The following is a 24,296-nucleotide window of genomic DNA, read 5'->3' as shown; positions in this document are numbered from 1 at the left end:
GGGAGGGTACCTTCGTTGACTTGAAAGGTTAGCCCGATGGCTCCTAAAGTTCTTATTTCCGACAAGCTCTCTGATAAAGCAGTTCAGATTTTTAAAGAACGCGGTTGCGATGTCGACTTCCTGCCAGACGTTGGCAAGGATAAAGAAAAACTCGCTGAAATCATTGGTAAATATGATGGTTTGGCGATCCGTTCCGCAACCAAAGCAACAGAGAAAATCATCAAAGCGGCGACTAACCTGAAGGTTATTGGTCGCGCTGGTATTGGTGTCGATAACGTTGATATTCCGGCAGCGACTGCCAAGGGTATCGTTGTGATGAACACGCCGTTTGGTAATGCCATCACGACTGCTGAACATGCGATTGCGATGATGTTTGCAGTGACCCGTCAAATTCCGGCTGCTGATGTTTCCACGCAGGCTGGCAAGTGGGAAAAATCCCGCTTTATGGGTAACGAAGTCACCTCAAAAACACTGGGTCTGGTTGGCTGCGGTAACATTGGTTCTATCGTTGCAGACCGTGCTATCGGCTTGAAAATGAAGGTGATTGCGTTCGATCCGTTCCTGTCTCATGAACGTGCTATCGACCTTGGTGTTGAAAAGGTTGAGCTGGAAGACCTCTTCAAGCGCGCCGACTTTATTACACTGCATACCCCGCTGACTGATCGTACCCGTAACATTATTGATGCGGATGCAATCGAGACCATGAAAGATGGTGTCTACCTCATCAACTGTGCCCGTGGTGGTCTCGTTGATGAAGATGCTCTGCGTGCTGCGCTGGACAGTAGTAAGGTTGCGGGTGCTGCGGTTGACGTGTTTACTGTAGAGCCAGCTAAAGAGAACGTTTTGTTTGGTGCTCCAAACCTCGTATGTACGCCTCACCTTGGTGCCTCCACTTCTGAAGCTCAGGAAAACGTTGCGCTGCAGGTAGCTGAGCAGATGTCTGACTATCTGGTCAATGGCGCTGTTTCTAATGCTCTGAATATGCCGTCTATTACTGCAGAAGAAGCGCCACGGCTTGCTCCATTTGTGAAACTGGCGGAGCAGCTTGGTTCCTTTGCTGGTCAGGCGACAGAGACAGGCATCAAAGCGGTTCGTATTGAATACGAAGGCGATGTTGCAGAAATGAACGTCAAGGCTTTGACTGCTGCTGCACTTACAGGTGTTCTGCGTCCTCTGCTGCAAACTGTGAATATGGTTTCTGCTCCTGAAGTTGCTAAAGAGCGCGGCATTGTGATTGAAGATGTTCGCCGCGAACAGCATGGTGCTTATGAAAATTATATTCGGCTGACAGTTATCACCGAGCGTCAGGAACGTTCTGTTGCTGGTACAGTGTTTGGTGATCAGAAGCCGCGTATCATTCAGATCAAAGGCATCAACATGGAAGCAGAGCTTGGCGAGAACATGCTCTATGTGACCAACCAGGATAAGCCAGGCTTTATTGGTCAGCTGGGTTCCATTCTTGGTGATGCGAAGATCAATATCGCGACATTTAACCTTGGCCGTAAGGTTGAAGGTGAAGAAGCGATTTGTCTTGTTGAGATTGATGGTGAAATTGCTGAGACGACCGTGGATGAAATCGCTGCGATTGCGCAGGTGAACCAGGCAAAGCTTCTGCATTTCCCTCAACAGGGCTAAGCTATTTTGGGGAATAGATTAGGAAAAGGCGGTCTTCGGGCCGCCTTTTCTTTTTCCGGTGGTCATGTGACTAGTGGAAATTGCTTATCTTTGAACTTGGCGCCATGATGCAGGCTGGTTCCATTTCGAAGTAGAAAGCTATTATGAATATTGATCTGCTGCGCCGTCTCTGTGAAACCCCCGGCGTTCCTGGGCATGAGCATCGAGTACGCGAGATTATTCTGAAATAGATTGAAGGCCTGTTTGATGATGTTCAAACGGATGCCATGGGGTCTCTTATCTGCCGCCGTGATGCACGCAAAGCGCCTGAAAATGGTGAGAAACCAAAAAAGGTTATGCTGCTCTGCCATATGGATGAGATTGGCTTCCTTGTTTCGCATATTACTGAGAAAGGCTTTGTCTATGTACAGCCGGTTGGTGGTTTTGATGCACGCAATCTCTTCTCCCGTCGTGTGTTGGTCTCCACAGATGAGGGTGATCTGAAGGCCGTGATGAATCCGGCTGGACGGCCAGTTCACATTGCTCCGCCTGAAGAGCGCAAAAAGATCCCTGAAGTCACTGAGTTCATCATCGATCTTGGCCTTGGTAAGAAGACCAAGGAGGTGGTCAAAGTAGGTGACATGGTCACTCTTGATGAGCCGCTGATTGAGATGGGCGAAAAGGTTGTCTCCAAAGCGATGGATAACCGGGTCGCATGCTGGCTTGGTATTGAAGCTATGCGTGCGCTGGGGGATGCGGATCATACCTGCGAAATCTATGTCGCGTTTACCTGCCAGGAAGAGGTTGGGCTACGCGGAGCGAAGACTGCGGCCTATGCCATTAAACCAGATATCGGCCTCGGTGTTGATATCACGCTTGCTTGCGATACGCCTGGGGTGCCAGAGCAAGATCAAACGACTGAGCAAGGTAAAGGTTTTGGGCTTCACGTGAAGGATGGCTGGTTCATTGCCGATCTGGAGCTTGTAAAAGAAATCGAAAATCTGGCTATTGAGGAAGAGATTCCGTACCAGCGCACCATGTTGAAGGGTGGCGGACAGGATGGGGCTGCTGCTCAGCAGGCGGCTGCTGGTGCGAAAGCAGTCGGTATCATGGTTGGCACTCGTTATGTGCACACAGTTACCGAGATGATTGATAAGAGTGATCTTCTTGCTGCACGCGATATTCTGGCTGCTTATCTGAAGCGCTGCTGACACCGCAGACTGTTGCTTAATAAGAAGCCTCCAGATCCTACCTACGATAGGGCTGGAGGCTTTTTGTTAGGCGGGTGCCTGTGCTTTTCCTGTCAATCTGCGGGTGAGCCGGCCATCAATGAGCAGCAAGGCGGTGAAGATAGCGGCCATACCGATCCAGTGATTGGTTTCCAGCCGTTCATTGAGGAAGATCGCACCCAGCAGAATCGCGCTGACCGGGATAACCAGTGTTACGGAGGCCGCGTTCGTGGCTCCGGCGAGTTTGAACAGCTGAATGTACAAAATGAAGGCGAACCCAGTGCATGCCAGCGCGAGGATGAGGACACTTGCCCAGGTCATCGCTGAGGCCTGCATCAGTTGCTCGGCTGGTGCCGAATAGAGGACTGCGGGTATCAGCAGGATTGTGGAGGCTGTGAGCTGGCCCGTTGCCAGTGCAGCAGGTGGCAGTTTACGCAGGCGCATAATGATAACAGCACCGAAGGCATAACATAAAGCTGCCCCTAAAACTGCGAGCTGTGGCAGGATCTGACCGCTGGCTCCACTCAGGGTATCACTGCCAACCATGATTGCCACTCCGATAATTCCAATCATGGCGGCAACGAGCTTGGTCGCGGTCAACTTTTCTTCGTTACTCAACACCTGCATGACAAGCATTGTGAAGATTGGGGTGAAGGCATTGAGAACGGATGCCAGTCCGGCTGCGATGTATTGCTGACCCCAGAAAATGAGCGAGAAGGGGACGACATTATTTATGAACCCGAGGAGGAGGAAGCTGCCAATCCATTTTGCAGAAAGCGGGATGGTTTGTTTTGTGATGAACAGGAAGCCCCACATGCCCACCGCTGCAATTCCTACTCGGAGGAAGACCAGAGTGATGGGGCCAATTTCTGTTAGTGCGACTTTGGCAAAAAAGAATGAGCTGCCCCACAGGGTGCCCAGCAATAGAAGAATAGACCAGCCCAGCCAGTCAAGTTTTTGTGCGTTCATAAAGCGTATTCAACTTAGTGAAATTTCTTGCAGGAATTGCAAAAAATGAGAAATTGGAACTTACGCTAGCAATATCACTTGCTGTTGTGCCTGTACCACCCGATTTGCGAGTAAAACAATCAACAGAGGTTCACTCTGATCGCAAAAATTACAGTCTTGGCCTAATTTTGAAGGAAAAGGGCTCGTATTTAAGAGATTGACAGATTATAAGGCGCTGTAACTGCGCCCCGGCTCTTACGCCGGGGTTTCTTATGTTGTCTCTCACGATTTGCATTCTGAGCTGGCAAGCCACTTTATACAGAAATAGCAAATCGTATGACGGCGTATTTTAGGAATACGCTGGCAGCCGCAGGAGGGCTGAAGAATCATGGCCAACGTTGTCGTAGTTGGGTCACAATGGGGTGACGAAGGTAAGGGTAAACTTGTCGATTGGCTCTCAGAGCAAGCCGACATCGTTGTACGCTTCCAAGGCGGACACAATGCAGGTCATACGCTTGTAATTGACGGAACGAGCTACAAGCTGGCACTGCTGCCATCTGGTGTTGTTCGTGGGAAACTCTCTGTCATTGGCAATGGCGTTGTGATTGACCCTCATGCACTGGTGGCTGAGATTGCACGTCTTGAAGAGCAGGGCGTTAAGATCTCCCCGGAAATCCTGCGTGTTGCTGACAATGCTACTCTTATTTTGAGCCTGCACCGCGAGCTTGATGCTTTGCGTGAAGATGCAAGCCCGGCAGGCACCAAAATCGGTACCACCAAACGCGGTATCGGCCCTGCTTATGAAGATAAAGTCGGTCGTCGTGCAATTCGTGTGATGGACCTGGCAAACATGAGCACGCTGCCAGCCAAAATTGATCGTCTGCTGACCCACCACAACGCTATTCTGCGCGGTCTGGGTCGCGATGAGATCTCTGCTGAGACCATCTACAAAGAGCTGGAAGACGTAGCTGATAAGATCCTGCCGTACATGGATAAAGCCTGGTACATGCTGGATAAAGCACGTCGTGAAGGTAAGCGTTTGTTGTTTGAAGGTGCGCAGGGCGCGCTGCTGGACAACGACCACGGCACTTATCCGTTTGTAACCTCCTCCAATACAGTTGCAGGTCAGGCTGCTGCTGGTAGTGGTCTGGGTCCAAACTCCATCGATTACGTTCTGGGTATTACCAAAGCTTACACCACTCGTGTAGGTGAAGGTCCGTTCCCAACCGAACAGCAGAATGAAGTTGGTGAGTTCCTTGGTACCCGCGGGCACGAGTTTGGAACGAACACTGGTCGTCGTCGTCGGTGTGGCTGGTTTGATGCAGTGATTGTCCGTCAAACCGTTTGCACCAGCGGAATCAATGGGATTGCATTGACAAAGCTTGACGTTTTGGACGGACTGGATGAAATTAAGATTTGTGTTGGTTATGAGCTAGATGGTGAGCGAATCGATTACCTTCCGGCATCTCAAGGTGCTCAGGCGCGGGTTGTTCCTATTTATGAGACCCTGCCTGGTTGGAAGGAAACGACCAAAGGCGCACGGACTTGGGCAGAATTGCCAGCACAAGCTGTGAAATACGTTCGGCATGTTGAAGAGCTGATTGGTGCTCCGGTTGCTCTGTTATCAACAAGCCCTGAACGTGATGACACAATCCTGGTTCAGAATCCATTCCAGGATTAAGTCTTGAAATGAAGCTCTGGGGGCAATGGGCAGTTAAATGGCGGACTACAATTCCGTTCTAAAAAAAGCGGTAGCTGGTTTACAAGAGAACACAGGTTCTGCACGGCGGGCAGTTTATCAACGCGCGCGGAATGCAATTGTAAAGCAACTTAAAAGTTACGACCCACCTCTGTCTCCCTCCCAGATCACTGAGGAGCAGCTGAAGCTTGAAGAGGCCATTCGTAAGGTCGAAGCGGAAGCTGCTCGTGAGTCTCTCGGGTTGGGGCGGTCTAAAACCACCCCAGCTCCAAGTGCTCCAAAACCTGCAGCTCCAGAAATCTCTGCTGCATCACCGCCTGCTGGCGATATGCCTAAGGCAGGTGCAAAGGCCGATACTCCAGCGCGCGATGAGCCAAAAGCACCTGCTGCTAAAGCAGACGTGTTTAAAGAGGCGGTTCGTGCCGCGCAGGATCTCGGCAACGCCGCTCATCAGGCCAATCAGATGGCGCGTGATCAGCTGCCTGAAGCTTCCAGCGAGCGCAAAGAGCCTGACCTTGGCTCCATGGATGACAAAGAGACGGGTGAACCTGCTGCGTCTCTGCCAACCAAAGGTGCTGTCGAGACGAGCGCAGAAGAGCGCTCTTGGGTGCCGGGTGAGGCACGCCGAACCAAGCTGGAAACAAAAGGTAAGTCGCGTCCTGAGATCGATGAGCCTGCCAAGGTTAAGCCAAAGACAAGCCGTAAACCTGCTTCCTCCCGCAAGCCAGCCGTAGCGCAGCGTGTTGGCGATGCGATTGAGCAGGAAGAAGGGCTGAAGCCTTCCAATACATCGGGTATTGTCGGTATAATTGTGGTCATACTGATAATCTTGGGCGTTACCGCAGGTGTCTATAGTCTGCGCGATGTTATTCTCTCTTTGGTTCTTCCAGTTGAAACCGGTGAGACTGTTGCGCCAGAGAGCGCACCTTCGAATGAAGATGAGCCGCTTCGGGTTCAGCCGGAACGCACGCCAAAGAAGAACACTGACCGCTTGTTGCCATCTGATGAAGGGGCAAAGGTTTCTCCGGATGCGACGCGGGTGCAGACGACCCGGATTACCCGGAATTCATCCAGCGCTGCGCCAACCGAGACAACAGCTGAGCCTCCAGTCGTGCGTGTGGTTGAATCTCCAGCAGCACCGGCAGAAGACACATCTTCTGAGCAGGTTTTGCCGGTGACGGAGCCTGCACAGCAAAGTACTGCAGTTGAGACCAATTCTGTTCCGCCAGCTGAAACCATTGGAACGGAAGCTGCGGTTTCTCCTGTTGCACAACAGAGCATACTTTACGAAGAGGCTTTGACGCCAGGCGCAGCAGGTTCTGCATCACGCGGGAACGTTGTTTGGTCACTGGATGAAGCTAACGGCGATTCTGTCATCAAGGCTGTTGCTACGCTGCCATCTCGTAACTTCTCTGTTGAGATGACGTTGAAGCCGAATAGCGATCAATCTTTGCCAGCCAGCCATCTGCTTGAGCTGAACTTCATCTTCCCAGAAGGGTTTGATGGCAAAGGTGTTGAGAAGGTGCCTGGCCTGATCCTGAAGAAGACAGAGTCTGAAGCTGGTGACCCGCTTGATGGTGCTGCCGTGAAGGTTTCTGACACTCTCTTCTGGATTGCGCTGTCTGACAGTGATGAAGAAAAAGCGAAGAACCTGAAGCGTCTTGCTGAGCGTGAGTGGATTGATGTTCCACTGCTGTACAACAGTGGTCGCCGTGCAATGTTGACCTTTGAAAAAGGTACAACCGGCAACAAAGTTATCGCACAGGCAATCAAGAGCTGGAAGTAATCTAGTTTCAGATATTTAGATTAGATTTCAAAGGCCTTGGCTCTCTCAGAGCTGAGGCCTTTTTCATTATGCTGTCGTCCGTCAGAGCAAAATCTGCTTGCATCCTTCAGCAGAAACGCGCATGTTCCTTGCTATTCCGAGGGGTGCTTTTCTTTCGAAAAGCTGAGATTGCGATGAGCTAAACCCTTTGAACCTGATCCGGGTAATGCCGGCGAAGGGACGGGACCTGAGCCATTCTTCCCGGATCTCCATGTTTGCATTTTGCTGTAACGGGAGATCCTGTGCTGAAAACATCCCAGAGAGCTGATGTAGCTCCGTTCTTCCGCCTGTTTGTGATGCCCAATACCATTGTTGGGAGTCTACATGCTGAAGCGAGCTTTGAAACGAATTCTCCGAAGTCTTTTCGGGATTTTGCTTTTTATCGCCATTTGGGAAAGTGTGGTTCAGATTGGAGAGTTTCCTCCGTTTCTCTTGCCAGGTCCGGCGGCGGTTTTTTCCGCTTTTCTCAATCAAGGTGTTTTCCTGCTGCATCATGCAGGCATTACCGCTTGGGAGACTGTTCTCGGCTTTCTCTTTGGCGTGAGTGCTGGAGCTTCGCTGGCTGTATTGCTGGCAGTGTCTCCTCGGATACGCCTGTTTCTGCTGCCTCCGATTGCAGCAACCCAATCTCTTCCTGTGTTTGCAATTGCACCGCTTCTGGTGCTGTGGTTCGGCTTTGGGCTCGCCTCCAAGGTTGTGATGGCCGTGATTGTGATCTTCTTTTCTGTGACCTCGACCTTCTTCGATGGTTTGCGCAGGACTGATCAATCACTGCTCGACCTTGGCAAGCTGCACGGTCTGAACCGCTGGCAAATACTTCGCTACATTCGCATTCCAGCCGCCTTGCCATCTCTGGCTTCTGGTATGCGCATTGCAGCGGTGTTCGCTCCTATTGGGGCGGTGGTTGGAGAGTGGGTTGGTGCAAAAGGGGGGCTGGCTTTCATCATGTTGCAGTCCAATGCACGCATGCAAACAGCGACGATGTTTGCGGCGTTGATTTTGCTTGCGGTGATGGTGTTGAGCCTGAGGGCAGTTGTTGAGTTCGCCACTTCTCGGATGATCTATTGGCAGAAAGAGATCTAGGTCTCAGAGTATGAGGACGTAACCTTATGAAAAAACTAGGTATTCTGTTTGGTGCGGCAATGCTTGCGAGCACGCTTCAAGTGCAAGCAGCGGACAAGTTGACTGTGTTGCTGGATTGGTTTGCGAATCCAGACCATGCACCAATCGTGGTTGCCAAGGCGCGGGGTTTCTTTGAAAAAGAGGGCCTTGAAGTTGAGCTGATTGAGCCTGCTGATCCTTCCATGCCACCAAAGCTTGTTGCAGCAGGGCAGGGTGACATTGCAGTCTCCTATCAGCAGACGTTGCACCCGCAAATTGATGAGGGCATGCCGCTGATGCGGATCGGGACGTTGGTCTCTACGCCTTTGAACACACTGATTGTGTTGGAAGATGGACCGATCAAAGAGATTGCAGACCTGAAAGGCAAACGTATTGGTTATTCCACATCCGGGTTTGAGAACGCCATGCTTGGGAAGATGCTTTCCAATGCAGGTCTAAGTTCTGACGATGTGGAGCTGATCAACGTAAACTTTTCGCTCTCACCATCTCTGATGGCTGGGCAGGTTGATGCGGTGATTGGTGGTTACCGTAACTTCGAGCTGAACCAGATGGAGATTGAAGGTGCGAAAGGCCGTGCGTTTTATCCTGAAGAGAACGGTGTGCCAGTCTATGATGAACTGATTTATGTGGCTCACAAAGACAAGCTGGATGATCCGCGTTTGAAGAAGTTCATTAATGCGATTGAGGCGGCTACCGTTTATCTGCTTAATAATCCGCAGGACTCCTGGAAGAGCTTCCTTGAGGTCTATCCAGATCTGGATGATGAGCTGAACAAGCGTGCCTGGGCGGATACTCTGCCGCGTTTTGCCAGCCGCCCAGCTGCTTTGGACAATGGTCGCTATGAACGGTTTGCAAACTTTCTGATTGAGCAGGGACTCATTAAAACAGCGCCTCCAGTTGAAACCTACGCGGTTGAACTGCGCTAACCGGTATAGGTCTAAACTAAAATTTGAGCCTCCGAGTTTCGGGGGCTCTTTTTATTTGTAGGCTAAATGCCGTTATTGCGCTGCATCCTTGACCGCTTCGTGTTGAGCCAGATCGCTGAGGATGTATTTCTCAAAAGCAGCATAGATAGTGTCGTACTCGCCCTCAGAGAGTGATTTGCATTCATCTACCAGTGTTAGGGCTTTCTTCTTGTCATTCTCTTCAAACAGCGCGAAGACCATGTTGCAGTGGACGTTCTTGAGCTTGAGGAAGTTTTCTGAGAAGGCGAGCGACGGATCACCTAGCAACGCAAACGAACGCATCTGGTAACGACTGGTTTTGACTGGGATTGTCTCCAATGCCGCCAGTTCAGGCATCTGACCGCGTGTGGTTTCGCACATAAGAACGCTGTGACCGGCATCTTTGCAATGTCGAGCCAAATCTTCTGCTAAATCAACGCATTTGCCGAGTGGGGCGTACCTGAAATGAATCCGTGTACCTGTTTCGCCAAGTGTTGCCAGTCCGGTTGAGATGCCGATATCGATTGTGACCGCGTGATCCTTCATATTTTTCTGGTTGAAATTGAGCCGGTCCTTGAGATTGAAGCGCTTCATTTGCTTCTGCATTTCAATCGCTGCTCGGCAGGCATGGGCAGCATGGAATGGATCATCGAGTGGTGCGTTCCAGTAAGCATTCAGGCCGGATGTGCTCAGCGTGTTCAGTGTACCATCGTGGATATGCACTTCATCGAGATGAGCTGTTTGGAAGCCGTTGGAGAAGCCTGCGAGATCCTGAGGAGACAAACCCTCATAATACCGGTGAAAGTGCCTCAAACGTGTCGAGAGGCTCGTGATTTCACGTTGCTGACCCTCCAGAGGGAGTTGCTCTGACTTCGCCAGTACCTTTTGCATTTGTTTGGGAGAAAGAATTCCTGCAAATCGTTCAGTTGTTTGGTTTCTGTGACTCTTGAATGTCACACGCCGGATTGTGCAGGAGAAAGCGAATATCAGCAGGACAACGAAGGATGGGAAGAATGGCTCAAGGACGGTGTTTTGCAGAGCGAATTGGTGGAATGCAACTCCGTTGATGACCAAGACAGCGACGCCTGTAAGTGACAGACTTAACCAGAAACCTTGCGTGGCGGATATGATCGCAACGGCGATACCAAATCCGATTAATGCCAGTATTTCAGCGTATTGCACCCATGTAGGGATATTGAGGAAGTTGCCAGACTGAAGTGTTTGCAGTGCCTGTGCATGTCGTTCTGAACCTCTGTCCTGAGTGCCTATGACGAACTGACTCCCAGAAGCTGGAGGCCAGAGTTTGGAGGATACTCTCTTCTTTAAGACATCGCTCGCCGCAAGGACGAAATTGCTGGCATTGCTTGTTTTGAACACCAGCATTTCCGTCTCTTCAGTGACAGGAATTTGGATATCAGTGCTTTTCAGCTGATAGCTATCTTCTGCTTGCATGGCCTGGAACGGTTGGGTGTTTGTCTGATTGGACAGGCTCCATGCCGTTAATGCGAGAGATGGCAACTGCGCTGTGTTGCTTTGGAATTGAAGTGGATAGAGCAGCGCATTTGAACCGTGTGCGTATTGGGTGTCGCTTTGATACCCTGTAGCCTGCGAGAACCTTATGTAGTTGGAAAGAGGAGGTTTTTCAGCTACGGCCTCGCTCAACGGTCTGCTGAGCAGGACTGGGTAATGGGAGATGATGGTTTGTAAGAGCAGGTCGTGATTTGGATAAATTGCCCGCAATGAGGGCTGCAGATCGTCGTAGGTTCTGCTTCTTAAGGTGGGGGAGGTCGGATCGGCTTTTCTGAAGTCTGCATCTATAATCAGAAGCTTGGGATTATACTCCCCCAGTTTTTGAAGGATTTGTGCAAGCTCCAGACGCTGATATATCGGCTCCTGCGTTTGCTGGTTTGATTCTGGTGTAAGATGGATCGTGTAAACTGGCGGCGTAGAAGTTGTGTTTGGCCATGCCAATTGCAGCGCGTTTTGGCTGAGATATCCGACGTTATCCAGTACCTGCGGGTATAGGGTGCGGACCAGTACTGCTATTGCAATGAATAGACAGGATACAACCGCTGCAAGTGCACGGTTGGTTTGTGACAGCCAGCTAGAGCCGAACATGTAATTCCCCCCAAAAGGGGAAGTGATCCAACTCACATAAATTCCCCTCATCATTAACCTTAGGAAAGCTCTGAGGGGACGACAAGCTTAGCTGTTTATTTAAAAGGGTGTTCCTACAGTTGATTTGTATTTTAAGTTAATTCAACTCAACTTTTATGCAGCTGGACATCTTAAAGCACTTTGCTGTCGTGTTGACTGAGCGAGTTGCTTTAAGTTTTAGCCTTACCTGAGAAATCGGTAGCCCCGTGAGGGGAGCACACTTTATGCACCTGCCTCATGACCTGCCATTGCCATGGCGCTTTCCTGAACGGCCTTTTGAACCTTCTCAAAAGCACGCACTTCAATCTGGCGTACACGCTCGCGGCTTACGCCAAACTCGGTCGAGAGTTCTTCCAGAGTGATCGGGCTTTCAGAAAGTCGACGAGCTTCAAAAATGCGGGTCTCGCGCTCGTTCAGTACGCCCATTGCGTTTTTCAGCATATCGCGGCGGACATCGTATTCTTCCTGCTCAGCCAGTACAGCTTCCTGACTCTCGGCATCATCCACGAGCCAATCCTGCCACTCACTGGATTCACCTTCGCTGGAGCGCAGAGGTGCGTTCAGGGAAGAGTCGCCACCCAGACGGCGGTTCATGGAAACAACTTCTTTCTCGGTTACACCGAGAGTTGTCGCAATGTGCTGGACCTGATCCGGACGCAGATCACCATCTTCAAACGCCTGAATTTTGCCTTTGACGCGACGCAGGTTGAAGAACAGGCGCTTCTGGTTTGCTGTGGTACCCATTTTAACGAGCGACCATGTGCGCAGGATGTATTCCTGAATGGAAGCCTTGATCCACCACATGGCGTAGGTTGCCAGGCGGAAGCCTTTGTCCGGCTCAAAGCGTTTTACAGCCTGCATCAGACCGACGTTACCTTCTGAGATAACTTCGCCCAGAGGCAAGCCATAGCCACGGTAGCCCATTGCAATTTTTGCAACGAGGCGCAGGTGAGAATTTACAAGTCTTTCAGCAGCTTTTGGTTCGTCGTGTTCCCGGTAGCGCTTGGCGAGCATGTACTCTTCCTGCGGCTGAAGCATCGGGAATTTTCTAATCTCATCTAAATAGCGGCTTAAACCGCCTTCGCCACCCGTGAGGGCTGGTAGGTTACGGGCCATAAAGCACCCCTCCTTGCTTGGTGTTCCCGCCTGATCGAAGGATCAGGCTTTTCGGCAAACACACATTGGTGCCTTCAGATGAAGCGCACCTGAAGTGTCTATATGGGAACATTGTGGCCAAAACGCTACCAGATCGGCAATCTTTTTGGCCTAAATTTTTCGTAATGATTGAAGAATACCAGCAAAATCAGCAGGTAACTCCGATTCAAACTTCATGAATTCCTGCGTTCTTGGGTGCGCAAACGCCAATAGTCCTGCATGCAGGGCCTGTCGCTTGAAATCCGCCAACTGGGTTTTCAGTGGTTCTTGGAATTTATTGTATTTGGTTCTGAACCCGGAACCGTAATCCATATCACCTATTAGCGGATTTCCGATGTGGGACATGTGTACGCGGATCTGGTGGGTTCTGCCTGTTTCCAGACGGCACTCGATCAAGCTTGCAACGGGTGCTGCATCCTGAGGGCCAAACCGTTCCTGCACCTGCCAGTGAGTGATGGCGTGGCGACCGCCGGTTTTCAGCACCGAGATTTTCTGCCGGTTTGCCGTTGAGCGGGCAAGGTTGGCGTCTACTGTGCCTTTTGGTGCTGTTGGGGCACCCCAGACAAGAGCCTTATAAGCGCGCTCCAGTGGGCCGGTTTTGCCATGGTCGGCAAACTGAGCTGCGAGGCCCTGATGGGCCATGTCGTTTTTAGCAACAACGAGCAGACCTGTTGTGTCTTTATCGATGCGATGAACGATGCCAGGGCGCTTGACGCCGCCAATACCAGACAAAGATGAACCGCAGTGGTGAATCAAGGCGTTGACCAGTGTGCCCGTTGGGTTTCCGGCACCTGGATGCACAACAAGGCCCGCAGGTTTGTCGATGACGATCAGGTCGTCATCCTCAAAAACGATATTGAGCGGGATGTCCTCTGGTTGCGGTTCTGCGTCTTCCGGCTCTGGAACAATAAGAGTGATTGTATCTCCGGCACAGACTCTATATTTAGGCTCCAACACCGTGCGCTGGCCAATTTGAACCTGACCAGCCCGGATCAAGGCTTGAAGTCGGTTGCGACTGAAGTCATCTATATGCGCAGCAAGCACAGCATCCAAGCGGCGACCGGTATCTTCCGGCTCCGGAGTGATGACTGTTGGTTGCTGCTCGTCGGCAATTACAGAGTTTGTGAGTGGCTGGGTGCCCTCAGGAGATTTATCGTTCATGCGTGATCCTAATACTGACAGCGATGAGACTGTACAGAACGAACTTGATCCAGCAGCTTTGAGGCTTCAAGGGAAGTTACGTCGCCTCCTGATGGGATCAAGCCTTGTCATGGTGCTTGGCTTATTAGCTGTCTTTGCGGCTATCTTCTATAAGATTAACGCCGGCAATTCCAATGTTAGCGCAGATAGTATTGCTGCAACAATTGCGATTGGCCCTGAAGCACAGGTTATATCTGTTACTCAGATGGACGGAAATCTGGTGATGCTGATCAAAGAAGGTCCGACGCAGGCTCTTGTCTATGTTGATCCTGTCACCGGACGAAAAATCGCACGTACGGATTTTGTTGCGAGATAGGTGGATAAACCCCCTTTTCTTTCAAGGAGGGGGCTTGCCAAGCGGGGGATTAGCCAATATACCCCCGTCCATCGCGAAAGCGAAGCCTAGGCGCCCATCGTCTAGCGGTTAGGACGCCGCCCTTTCACGGCGGAAACAGGGGTTCGATTCCCCTTGGGCGTACCAAAGGCTTCTATTGCGATACCAGGCAGTTATCTGTTTGAAGACAAGACTATGAAAAGTCTTCTCACTATGTGAGCGCCCATCGTCTAGCGGTTAGGACGCCGCCCTTTCACGGCGGAAACAGGGGTTCGATTCCCCTTGGGCGTACCATAGTTGTCTTCTCAATGCCGAGCGGTTATCTGCTCGAAGACAGAGCTTGAAAGAGTTTTCTCACTTTGTGAGCGCCCATCGTCTAGCGGTTAGGACGCCGCCCTTTCACGGCGGAAACAGGGGTTCGATTCCCCTTGGGCGTACCACTTCTTATCTCCCCAATACATCTTTGATAAATCTGCGCGAAGAGTTTTTCTCACGACGTATGCGTTGTATCTGAGCCATATGATCCGCGATTTTGCAAAGAAGAAGATGTGGTCTTGGTTCCCCTAGATGGGGGGATGCAGCACTTCGAGATTGCGAGTTGGTGTTTTGCAGCAGGCAGTCCTGGGGCGCGATTTAGAACCAGCGGCCGTTTAGTCCTGCACCCAGGTGATGGTCTTCTTTGTCCCCGTCAACATCAGCCCAGAGTTTTTCGTCTGTCTGAGATTCATTGCTAACGGTTTTTGCCAGACTTTCGCTGAGTTGAGCATTCATTTCTTTCAGGGCATCGATGTCATCAAGAACTTCGATGCGAGCCTCAGCAGTCTGGAGTTTGCTTTTCAGTGCAGCCGGTTTCTTGCCAGCAAACCTATTGGCACTGTGTGGTCGTTCCATTACGCGAGTCACAGTTTGTCCCTCTTCGCTTTTTTAGCTGAACTTTGATAAGACAGTGTATTGATCCGCGTGAGCTTTAACGGGCTTCTTTGGGCGGTATCATGACAAAGATGGAAAAAGTTGCAGCTTGTCCCCTTTTTGTGACGTATTAGTACTAAGAGTAGGGGAGCAGAGGCAAGAGGACTTTTGTTTTGAACTCATCTAATAGTCGTCTGGATGCTTCTGTGCTTTTGGCTATAGTACTGTGAAACATCGCAGATTATAGACTGATGGCAATGTACAAAAAAATTATCGGACTTGTTTCATGATGCTGGTTTCGCGCCACAACTCTATTCTTGATATTGCCCGAGAGACCGGGAAGGTGGAAGTTGATGAACTTGCCACACGGTTTTCTGTGTCTCCTCAGACAATACGTAAAGATCTGAAAGAGTTGAGTGACCAAGGACTGCTGACCCGTGTGCATGGTGGCGCACTTTTGGCATTTGGCGTTGAAAACCTTGGCTACTCTGCTCGTAAAGATCTGGCAGGCAAAGAAAAAGAGATTATCGGGCAGGCGGCAGCGGACCTGATCCCGGATCGAGCTTCTTTGTTCGTGAATATCGGAACGACCACAGAGGCGGTTGCGCGGGCACTCATCCAGCGCAGTGGCCTGATGATCATTACCAATAACCTTAATGTCGCGAGTACGCTGCGCCCGTTCTCAGAAAATGAGGTCATCATTTCTGGTGGGCTGGTGCGCGCAACTGACGGCGGCATTGTTGGTGAGGCGGCTGCAGATTTTATTCGCCAGTTTAAGGTTGATTATGCTGTGATCGGTGTTTCTGCTCTGGATCGTGACGGAGCGCTTCTGGATTATGATTATCGTGAGGTGCGCGTGGCACAGGCGATCATTGAGAACGCACGGCACGTTATTCTGGTGGCTGATCAGACAAAGTTCGAGCGTTCGGCGCCTGTCCGCATCGGCCATATTGCTCAGGTGGATACGTTTGTGACGGACACTCTGGTTTCTCAGGACTACCGGCAGCTGCTGGCTGACAATGAGGTGCGATTGGTTGAAGTGGCTGGTAAGGCTCAGAATGAGTCGGGTAGTGGCTCGCGAAGTACGACAGAGGCTTAAGCCTCTGCTTGGAGCTGTGTAGAGCGCGTCGAGTTCATGCGCATTCACACATCAAGCTCTAACTCTATATTTTCCGCGTATTCTTATCCGTAAACCGGGATCGATCTGCAAGAAACAAAAAAAAAGCGCCTTTTGGCGCCTTTGTCTTTGGATCAAGTTATTTGGGTTTAACCGCTCGAGCTTCCGGTTTTTCTAGCGTCTGCGATACGCTCCGCCAGATTTTTATCGGACTGGGGCGCGGGTGCTGCATCATCGGCCTTTGCAGCCGGAGTGCTTTTTGACGCGGCTGTCTTACTTGCTGCAGCTGGCTTACGGGTGCGAGGCTTTGCTGGTGCGCGCTTGGCACGTGTCGGTTTCGGCTTTGGTGCGTCTGCCTTTGGAGCACCTGCGGCGATCGTGCTGAGATCGTTCAGGACTTCGTCGTACTTTTCAGAGAGTGGTGGGTTCTCCGAGATTGCCTTCGCTGTGATCTGAGCCGCCAAATCTTTCAGTTCATTGCGCAGATCGACGGCTTCTTCGATCTTAGAGGAACTGTTTGCTCTCTCCTCAAGCTGCTTTGTCAGCTGCTCGATGGTTTTCTTTGCTTCGTCCAGATCGTTTTCTAGGCTTTTCATAGGCTCGGGCGTTTTTATGTTCGGATTCCTGGTGCTGCGCTTGGCAGTTTTTTCATTTGCCGCTTTTTCGAGTTGAAGCGCGTGCTTTAGGTTATCGCGCTCTCGTTCCAGCGAACCATAACGGCTCTTCAATTTTGTGAAAGACCGCGAGGCCAGTTCGGCGGCTTCTGCTGGAGATGTTGGCTGATGTTTGGTTTCAGACTCAGCAGTCATTTCCGAAACTTGCTGGGAGATCTGTGTTGCCAGTTCTGCCAGAGGGTTGTCCATGTCCTGTAGGTCCGAGGTATCGATTGGACCTATCGGTTTGGTTGCAACTTCTTCTTCTTTCAGCTCTGCATCCAGCTCACGTGTTTTATCCGCAGCAGCCTGTTTGCTGAGTTGGATGATCTCAGCGGACGTGGTCTGATCTGCAGTTTGTGCTGCAGCTTCATCCTGAACTTCTGCTTCGGGTTCTGTCGTGATGCGATCATCTGCAGAGAACGGGATCGGCTCGGATGGATTTCTACGGCGGAGGAAGCGTGTTGCTTTCTGAGCCATGTTCTTCCGCTCGCGGGCTGATTTGAGCTGAACAACGCTGAGCTCTTCTTTGAGCTCGGCAAGTTGGGCTTCAGCTGCTGAACGGGCAGATGCGTTCTCAGCGAGTTTTTCCGTCATCCCTTCGAGGCGCACCTCCATCTGACGGATCGCAATGGCATGTTGAGCGCGTAACGCGTCTTTTGCCATTGTGGCACGGGCATAGCTTATGGGGTTGGACGTCTCAATCGCTTTCCGCGTGAGGCGTACAGCACGGCCCCAGATAAAGGGGAGGGCGGCGAGCGCTAGAATGCTCGCGAGGAAGAAACCCAGTGCAATGTATAGTGCAATTTCAATCACAAACTATGCCTGATCTGTTGAACGGTGTGAGGGACTGCCGCAGACTTAAGCGCATTCTCTCACACACTAACTTGCCAAAATATAACTAACGCAGGGTTAGTTATATCAGAAAGGATTCCATGTTGGCTTCCTAGTAAATTTCAAATAGCCCATGTTGAGGCCAAGGCGAGCGCCAACGCCTGCACGAACAGGCACAACGAAGATATCGTTGTTGGACAGAACCTGCATGCCGAAGCCGCCGACAAGGTAGGCTGAGCCCTTAGCGCCAACATAGCGGCGATAGATGGCATCGACACTTGGCAGATCGTAGACCAGCATCATAACGCGGGCGCCGTCACCGCCAACATCAAAGCCCAGGGATGGACCTTGCCAGAAGATCTGATGGTTGCCAGCGTTGCGAGTGTACAGTGTACCTTCGCCATAAGCAGCGCCGGCGAAGAACGCTGCTGAGCCTTCCTGCCCCAGGATATATCCGTTTGGTTCGCCGTACTGCTGAACTGCACGCTCAACAACCTTTGCGAGGCCGGTGGAGATGGAACCGAAAAATTCGCCACCTGCCGTGATGATATCTTTTTGGTGGTAGCGCGACTGATCAACGGATGATTGCGCAAATGAATGTGTATTGAGCGCCAGCAGTGCGAAACTGGCGCAAAGGACGATTGCAGCTTTGTTGCGCAGATTGGCGAACAGGCTCGTCATCATGCCAACGTCTCCTTCTAAGAAACCCGAGAATTTGGATTGTTCAGAGCAATTCAAATGTTAAGGGCATAGTGCAACTTTTAGGTACAACAAGTTATTGTGTCTTACATCTACCTAGTGGTTATTATGGTATAGCTGGGTAAATGATGTACATCCCGTTGGCCTGCAGTCATGAATTTTGTATCAGTTGTCGAACTTGCTCGTTTAGTTAATGCAGGTGATTCGGACTCTGGATGGACATTCCCATGATTTCTGAGGTTTTCTACAGAAAATTTGCGCAAACGGGCAAAATTCTATGGAGTTCTATCGTTTTTTTGTGTGCCACCTCAGTTTTTGCAGGTGCGCAAGAGCGGTTCACCTACACGCTCTCCATGTGTGATCCTGTGACCTATCAGGTCTCGGAAACTCCTGAAAAGGGGCGTGAAGACCTGACGCTGTCCTGGGGTGGACGGGTTTGGGCGTTTTCCAATGAGGGCAACCGAGACGCTTTTCGGCATGCTCCGGAGGTCTATGCCCCATTATTTCAGGGATGCGATGCTCTCTCACTTGCGCAAGGCTACCGAGCTGAGGGATTGGCGAAAATCTACCTTGTTTATAACCAGCGATTATTGCTGTTTCAGAGCCGTGAACACCGGGCTTTGTTTCTGACAGCACCAGAGAGTTTGCTCGCGAAGGCACAAAGTCGTGCACGCGATGTAAAATGCGGTCCATATCAATGATGTCCAGCTTGGAATTAAACCAGCAGGATTGTACCTTTTTCGCCACATCTCGAATCAATCATAGGGCCTATTGGCCAAAGTTCTGGAGCGGTTATGTCAGTATTTAAAGATTTGTCATCTCTTGATCTTGCCGCACTCGTCGCAAGCCGTGTGTGCCACGACATCATTTCACCAGTCGGGGCGATCACGAACGGTCTGGAAGTGCTGGATGAAGAAGGCAATGAGGACATGGCAGACTTTGCGATGGATCTCATCCGTAAGTCAGCGCGTCAGGCTTCTGCAAAACTTCAGTTTGCCCGTCTTGCTTTTGGCGCTGCCGGATCTGCCGGTGCTTCAATCGATCTGGGCGATGCGCAGGAAGTAGCGACTGGATACATGAGCAATGAAAAGGCGAATCTGGAGTGGACCATGCCACGCCTGCTTCTGCCCAAGAATCAGGTCAAACTGATTTTGAATCTGCTGCTACTCATGAATCAGTGTGTTCCACGGGGTGGTACCATTACCATCAGTATGGAAGGGGATGAGGGTGCTCCGAACTTTCTCCTTAAAGCTGAAGGGACGAATGCGCGAATCCCTCAGGTTGTAAGTGAGATTCTTTCTGGTCAGGAGCCAGAACGCATTGATGCCCACACTGTTCAACCGATCTATGCGGTTTTGTTGGCAGGTGAAGCGGGTCTAAATATCGAGCTCCTGAAAGACGGTGATGCCGTCATATGCAAGGCAAATACTCAAGTTTCAGAGTCTGTCTGATCCTCTGTCAAAAACAACCAGTTATTGTAGGTTGGATGAATCTTACAATCTTTCAACCTATGTTAACCGTTTCGCTTAACACTCAACCTTAGTGAAATTTAGGAGTCTCGGTTTTTGAGGCTCCCCTAAGCATTGAGTGGGTGCGGGCCATGGACGATCTTCTCAGAGAGTTTCTCACTGAGACCAATGAAAGCCTGGATGTTGTAGATGTTGAGTTGGTGAAGTTCGAGCAAGAGCCGAATAACGCCACCATTCTAAATAACATTTTCAGGTTAGTGCATACAATCAAAGGCACCTGTGGGTTTTTGGGCCTGCCGCGTCTGGAAGCGATTGCTCATGCTGCTGAAACCCTGATGGGCAAGTTCCGCGATGGTGTTCCTGTGACACACGAAGCGGTAACACTTGTCCTCGCTTCTATTGATCGCATTAAAGATATTCTTGCGGATCTTGAGGCTGCAAACGGTGCTGAGCCTGATGGCACGGACCGTGATTTGATTGATGAGCTGGAACGCCTTTCCTTAAGCGCTGACAATGACGACATGGCTGACGAAATGGCGGCAGCGATGGCGGAAGAAAAAGCTGCTGAGGAAGAAGTCGGTACCGACATCTATCAGGTGCTGGAGCGGCCTCTGCGTCCTGGTGAAGTTTCTCTTGATGATCTTGAACGCGCTTTTCAGGAAGCTGAAGTTGAGATTGAGCTGCCTGCAGTTGAAGAAGAAACTGAGGAAGACGGCGAGCCAGTTGGCGCTGCTGCTCCTAATTTTTCGGAAGCGAAGACTTCTCAGAAAGAAGTTGCCAAGCCGAAGAATCCAAGCGCTAAGGGTAAGGCATCCAGTCAGGGTGTTTCCAACCAGTCTATTCGTGTGAATGTTGAGACTTTGGAACACCTGATGACGATGGTTTCTGAACTGGTGCTGACACGCAACCAGCTTCTGGAAATTGTTCGTCGTCATGAAGACAGCGAATTCAAAGTTCCACTTCAGCGTTTGTCCAACGTTACCGGTGAGTTGCAGGAAGGGGTTATGAAGACCCGCATGCAGCCAATCGGGAATGCATGGCAGAAGCTTCCACGTATTGTTCGCGATCTCTCTCAGGAACTTGATAAGCCTATCGGTCTTGAGATGATTGGTGCGGAAACAGAGCTTGATCGTCAGGTTCTGGAACTCATCAAAGATCCGCTGACACATATGATCCGTAACTCTGCCGACCACGGTCTGGAAGATCCTGCAGATCGTGTGGCTGCTGGTAAGCCTGAGAAGGGTAACATCACCCTTTCTGCTTATCATGAAGGCGGACATATCATCATCGAGGTGAAGGATGATGGTCGTGGTCTGAACCTTGAGAAGATCAAGGAAAAAGCGCTTAAGAATGGTGTGACCACCGAAGCTGAACTTGAAAAGATGGTAGATCATCAGATCTACAAGTTTATCTTTGCTGCTGGCTTCTCTACCGCGACTAACGTGACCAGTGTGTCTGGTCGTGGCGTTGGTATGGATGTTGTGCGCAACAATGTTGAGCTCATTGGTGGCTCTATTGATCTGCGCTCGACACCAGGACGTGGTTCCAGCTTCATCATCAAGATTCCGCTGACACTTGCCATTGTCTCCACACTGATCGTGGAAGCTGGTGGTGACCGTTATGCGATCCCACAGCTGTCCGTTGTTGAACTGGTTCGTGTTCAGTCTAACTCTGAACATCGCATTGAGCGGCTTAAAGACCGACCTGTCCTGCGCCTGCGCAGTAAGTTGTTGCCACTGGTGCATATGTCGGAACTGCTTGGTCAGACTGAAGAGGCTGACCTTGATGAAGACAACGGCTTTATCGTTGTGATGCAGGTCGGTAGCCAGTCCTTCGGTGTTGTTGTTGATGGTGTGTTCCACACCGAAGAGATCGTTGTGAAGCCTATGTCTTCCATGCTCCGCAACATCAACATGTTCTCCGGTAACACCATTCTCGGTGATGGTTCTGTGATCATGATCATTGATCCGAACGGTGTTGCAAGTGCAATGGCAAGCCATGCTTCTGGCACTCTGAGCGATACAGTTGAAGATGAGTACGAAAATGCGGAAGCTCATGTGATTGACGCTGATGCTCCAATTTCACTGCTGCTGTTCCGTGCTGGTTCTGAAGAGCCGAAAGCTGTGCCGCTGTCGCTGGTGACACGCCTTGAAGAATTCGATGTTAACAAGATCGAACACTCCAATGGCCGTGATCTGGTGCAGTACCGTGGTTCGCTGATGCCGTTGGTCTACGTAAATGAGGGTGATCGTCATAAGTCTGAGGGAACTCAGCCGATGCTGGTGTTCTCTGACAATGGTCGTTCAATGGGTCTGGTTGTTGATCAGATCGTAGACATTGTTGAAGACCGGATGACAATCGAAGTGGTATCTGAGCGTCAGGGTGTACTTGGTTCTGCAATCATTCGCGAGCGTGCAACTGAAGTTATTGACCTTGGCCATTACCTGCCATTGGCCTTTGATGACTGGTTCATGCGCAAGGAAATTGATACGATCACAAAGGTGAGAAAACTTCTCTTCCTCGATGACAGTGCCTTCTTCCGCAACATGCTGACACCTGTTCTGAAAGCTGCTGGTTACGATGTTACTGTTTGCTCCAGTGCCCAAAGTGGCTACGAGTTGATGGAAAAAGGCACCGACTTTGCTGCGATTGTGACTGATATCGAAATGCCGGACATCAGTGGCTATGAGTTCTGTGAGAGCCTGCGCCGTGATACCCGCTTCCGTCATATGCCAATCATCGCGCTTTCTGCTGTTGTGACGCCGGCTTCTATCGAAAAAGGCCGTCAGGCCGGGTTCGATGACTATGTGGCCAAGTTTGACCGTCCTGGTCTGTTGGCAGCGCTCAAAGATGTTTTGACCAATGAATTCGGGGTTGCAGCATGACCGCTCATAAACTCACCACAGTCGACGGTGATGACAACCGTCAGGGCAGCGCCGATCACATCCAGTATGTGACTGTTGTGATTGGCAGCCAGTTGTTCGGTCTGCCGATTTCGCAGGTGCATGATGTTTTTGTGCCTGAAAAAGTAACGCAGGTTCCTTTGGCTCCGCCTGAAGTGGAAGGGGTGTTGAACCTGCGTGGACGCATTGTAACTGCTATCAATATGCGTCGTAAGCTTCATCTCAAGCCAAATGATGCTGACCAAGGCATGATGGCTGTTGGTATTGAGTACAAAGGGGAGTCCTATGGCCTTGTTATTGATGCCGTAGGAGAGGTACTCAACTTGCCAAGAAACGAGATGGAAGCAAACCCATCCAACCTTGATTTCCGTTGGGCCGAAATTTCTGGCGGGGTTCATCGTCTGGACGGGCGATTGATGGTGGTTCTTGACGTGGACCGTCTGCTCAGCTCCCTGATTGAACCTAAAGCTGCGTAAAGCATACCTTCGAAGCGAGAGAGCCGATTTAATGAAAAAGTGTCTGGTTGTTGACGATTCCAGCGTAATCCGCAAAGTGGCCCGCCGCATTCTGGAGGACATTGGATTTGAAATCACCGAGGCCGAGGACGGACAGAAGGCACTTGATGCTTGTAAAGCGTCAATGCCGGATGCGGTTCTGTTGGACTGGAATATGCCTGTCATGGACGGGCTGGAGTTTTTGGCCAAGCTTCGTGAGGAAGACGGTGGGGAAGACCCAATTGTTGTTTTCTGTACGACAGAGAACGACGTTGCTCATATCACCAAGGCGATCCGGGCTGGTGCGAACGAATACATTATGAAACCGTTTGATCGGGAGATTCTTTCAGCGAAATTTCAGGAAGTTGGATTGGTCTAAGTAATGGATATGGGCCGGCTGGGCATGTATGCAAAAGTTGAGGAGCCGAAGTCAGAGAGATCTGGTCAGATGGCACCTATCCGGGTCATGGTCGTAGACGATTCCGTTGTTATTCGTGGGCTTTTCAGCAGGTGGATTGAAGCTGATCCTGAGCTGGAAGTTGCTGCAACCCACCGTAATGGCGAATTGGCTGTAAAAGACATTGAGCGCAGCAACCCTGATGTGGTTGTGCTGGATGTTGAAATGCCCGTGATGGATGGCCTGACAGCTCTTCCTAAACTTCTTGAGAAAAAACGCGATCTTATCATTGTGATGGCGTCCACGCTGACGCGCCGGAATGCTGAAGTGAGTTTGAAGGCTCTTTCTCTTGGTGCCACCGATTATGTCGCCAAGCCTGAAACGACTGGCCAAACGGCTGGCGCGGTTGAGTTTCAGAGAGAATTGCTGGAAAAATTGCGGTTGCTTGGGCGCGGTGGGAAGCGCGTTAAGCGGACCAGAACCACAGCAGAACCTGTTCGCAGAATGCGTGCTGAGATCGTCAATGATCCGCACAAAAAACGGAATGATGCCCTTACTGAGAGAACTGAAGCGCGCGCCGCGTTGCGACGTCCT

20 protein-coding genes, 3 tRNA genes, 1 pseudogene and 1 riboswitch are annotated in these 24,296 nt (G+C 50.8%); of the genes and pseudogenes, 17 read left to right on the top strand and 7 right to left on the bottom strand.

The genetic code is table 11. The features are described from left to right. The first annotated feature begins 36 nt into the window (after positions 1-36). Together serA and PPL9_RS06740 are read left to right on the top strand one after the other, a co-directional pair. The gene (gene serA, locus PPL9_RS06745) at positions 37-1,635 is read left to right on the top strand and encodes a phosphoglycerate dehydrogenase (protein WP_057461971.1); all 1,599 of its coding nucleotides are present in this window, start codon (positions 37-39) and stop codon (positions 1,633-1,635) included. Positions 1,636-1,778: 143 nt separating this feature from the next. Continuing rightward, positions 1,779-2,825 (top strand): annotated as a pseudogene (locus PPL9_RS06740) (M20/M25/M40 family metallo-hydrolase). Between the two features lie 66 nt (positions 2,826-2,891). Here the strand turns inward: PPL9_RS06740 and PPL9_RS06735 are convergent. Continuing rightward, positions 2,892-3,812 carry a DMT family transporter gene (locus PPL9_RS06735; RefSeq protein WP_082596611.1) on the bottom strand — a complete coding sequence of 307 codons (921 nt, stop codon included), beginning with the start codon at positions 3,810-3,812 and terminating at the stop codon, positions 2,892-2,894. A gap of 367 nt (positions 3,813-4,179) precedes the next feature. Between PPL9_RS06735 and PPL9_RS06730 the strand changes: the two genes are divergently transcribed. From PPL9_RS06730 to PPL9_RS06710, 4 genes are all read left to right on the top strand, one after another. After that, the gene (locus tag PPL9_RS06730; protein ID WP_057461970.1) at positions 4,180-5,472 is read left to right on the top strand and encodes an adenylosuccinate synthase; all 1,293 of its coding nucleotides are present in this window, start codon (positions 4,180-4,182) and stop codon (positions 5,470-5,472) included. 37 nt (positions 5,473-5,509) lie between these two features. Then, positions 5,510-7,276, top strand: a complete 1,767-nt coding sequence (locus PPL9_RS06725) for a hypothetical protein (RefSeq protein WP_057461969.1) — start codon at positions 5,510-5,512, stop codon at positions 7,274-7,276. 129 nt (positions 7,277-7,405) lie between these two features. After that, a riboswitch (TPP riboswitch) is annotated at positions 7,406-7,513 on the top strand. A 174-nt stretch (positions 7,514-7,687) separates the two neighbouring features. Then, positions 7,688-8,398, top strand: coding sequence for an ABC transporter permease (locus PPL9_RS06715; protein ID WP_057462053.1), 711 nt, complete (start codon positions 7,688-7,690; stop codon positions 8,396-8,398). A gap of 26 nt (positions 8,399-8,424) precedes the next feature. Continuing rightward, on the top strand, positions 8,425-9,363 hold the full coding sequence (locus tag PPL9_RS06710) for an ABC transporter substrate-binding protein (protein ID WP_057461967.1): 939 nt from the start codon (positions 8,425-8,427) through the stop codon (positions 9,361-9,363). Positions 9,364-9,435: 72 nt separating this feature from the next. On the opposite strand, the gene PPL9_RS06705 is transcribed toward PPL9_RS06710, so the two are convergent. The 3 genes from PPL9_RS06705 to PPL9_RS06695 all read right to left on the bottom strand — a co-directional run bounded on the left by PPL9_RS06705 (position 9,436) and on the right by PPL9_RS06695 (position 13,854). Continuing rightward, a complete protein-coding gene (locus PPL9_RS06705; RefSeq protein WP_057461966.1) occupies positions 9,436-11,499 on the bottom strand; it encodes a CHASE2 domain-containing protein in 2,064 nt (687 codons plus the stop codon). Between the two features lie 261 nt (positions 11,500-11,760). Next, complete coding sequence (gene rpoH / locus PPL9_RS06700; RefSeq protein WP_057461965.1) at positions 11,761-12,654, bottom strand: RNA polymerase sigma factor RpoH; 894 nt, start codon at positions 12,652-12,654, stop codon at positions 11,761-11,763. Between the two features lie 150 nt (positions 12,655-12,804). Further along, on the bottom strand, positions 12,805-13,854 hold the full coding sequence (locus PPL9_RS06695) for an RluA family pseudouridine synthase (RefSeq protein ID WP_057461964.1): 1,050 nt from the start codon (positions 13,852-13,854) through the stop codon (positions 12,805-12,807). Between PPL9_RS06695 and PPL9_RS06690 the strand changes: the two genes are divergently transcribed. The 4 genes from PPL9_RS06690 (at position 13,853) to PPL9_RS06675 (ending at position 14,667) form a co-directional block, all read left to right on the top strand. After that, positions 13,853-14,209, top strand: a complete 357-nt coding sequence (locus tag PPL9_RS06690; RefSeq protein ID WP_057461963.1) for a hypothetical protein — start codon at positions 13,853-13,855, stop codon at positions 14,207-14,209. The genes PPL9_RS06695 and PPL9_RS06690 overlap by 2 nt on opposite strands. A gap of 90 nt (positions 14,210-14,299) precedes the next feature. After that, positions 14,300-14,374, top strand: a tRNA-Glu gene (locus PPL9_RS06685). 72 nt (positions 14,375-14,446) lie between these two features. Then, positions 14,447-14,521, top strand: a tRNA-Glu gene (locus tag PPL9_RS06680). Between the two features lie 71 nt (positions 14,522-14,592). Next, a tRNA-Glu gene (locus tag PPL9_RS06675) sits at positions 14,593-14,667 on the top strand. A gap of 193 nt (positions 14,668-14,860) precedes the next feature. Here PPL9_RS06675 and PPL9_RS06670 read toward each other — a convergent pair. After that, complete coding sequence (locus tag PPL9_RS06670) at positions 14,861-15,118, bottom strand: hypothetical protein (protein ID WP_057461962.1); 258 nt, start codon at positions 15,116-15,118, stop codon at positions 14,861-14,863. 304 nt (positions 15,119-15,422) lie between these two features. Between PPL9_RS06670 and PPL9_RS06665 the strand changes: the two genes are divergently transcribed. Continuing rightward, positions 15,423-16,235 (top strand): DeoR/GlpR family DNA-binding transcription regulator, encoded by an 813-nt coding sequence (locus PPL9_RS06665; RefSeq protein ID WP_057461961.1) that lies wholly within the window; start codon positions 15,423-15,425, stop codon positions 16,233-16,235. 167 nt (positions 16,236-16,402) lie between these two features. Here PPL9_RS06665 and PPL9_RS06660 read toward each other — a convergent pair whose 3' ends face one another. Then, positions 16,403-17,722: a hypothetical protein gene (locus PPL9_RS06660; RefSeq protein ID WP_057461960.1), complete on the bottom strand. Its 1,320-nt coding sequence runs from the start codon at positions 17,720-17,722 to the stop codon at positions 16,403-16,405. A gap of 105 nt (positions 17,723-17,827) precedes the next feature. Beyond that, positions 17,828-18,424, bottom strand: coding sequence for a DUF1134 domain-containing protein (locus PPL9_RS06655; RefSeq protein ID WP_108819076.1), 597 nt, complete (start codon positions 18,422-18,424; stop codon positions 17,828-17,830). Between the two features lie 242 nt (positions 18,425-18,666). Between PPL9_RS06655 and PPL9_RS06650 the strand changes: the two genes are divergently transcribed. From PPL9_RS06650 to PPL9_RS33125, 6 genes are all read left to right on the top strand, one after another. After that, positions 18,667-19,140 carry a hypothetical protein gene (locus PPL9_RS06650; protein WP_208987756.1) on the top strand — a complete coding sequence of 158 codons (474 nt, stop codon included), beginning with the start codon at positions 18,667-18,669 and terminating at the stop codon, positions 19,138-19,140. A 93-nt stretch (positions 19,141-19,233) separates the two neighbouring features. After that, entirely contained in the window at positions 19,234-19,890 is a 657-nt protein-coding gene (locus PPL9_RS06645) for a histidine phosphotransferase family protein (RefSeq protein WP_057461958.1), read from the top strand. A gap of 149 nt (positions 19,891-20,039) precedes the next feature. Beyond that, positions 20,040-22,793: a hybrid sensor histidine kinase/response regulator gene (locus PPL9_RS06640; RefSeq protein ID WP_057461957.1), complete on the top strand. Its 2,754-nt coding sequence runs from the start codon at positions 20,040-20,042 to the stop codon at positions 22,791-22,793. Further along, positions 22,790-23,287 carry a chemotaxis protein CheW gene (locus PPL9_RS06635; RefSeq protein WP_057461956.1) on the top strand — a complete coding sequence of 166 codons (498 nt, stop codon included), beginning with the start codon at positions 22,790-22,792 and terminating at the stop codon, positions 23,285-23,287. Before PPL9_RS06640 ends, PPL9_RS06635 begins: the two co-directional genes overlap by 4 nt. Before the next feature lie 31 nt (positions 23,288-23,318). Then, positions 23,319-23,684: a response regulator gene (locus PPL9_RS06630; protein ID WP_057461955.1), complete on the top strand. Its 366-nt coding sequence runs from the start codon at positions 23,319-23,321 to the stop codon at positions 23,682-23,684. A 24-nt stretch (positions 23,685-23,708) separates the two neighbouring features. Then, positions 23,709-24,296: response regulator (locus tag PPL9_RS33125; protein ID WP_208989228.1), on the top strand; the 588-nt coding region annotated here is incomplete at its 3' end.

The sequence above is a fragment of the Pseudovibrio sp. POLY-S9 genome, from assembly GCF_001431305.1.
Taxonomy (GTDB): Bacteria; Pseudomonadota; Alphaproteobacteria; order Rhizobiales; family Stappiaceae; genus Pseudovibrio.
Note: the sequence above shows the minus strand (reverse complement) of the source record. Positions and strands in the feature narration are given on the sequence as shown.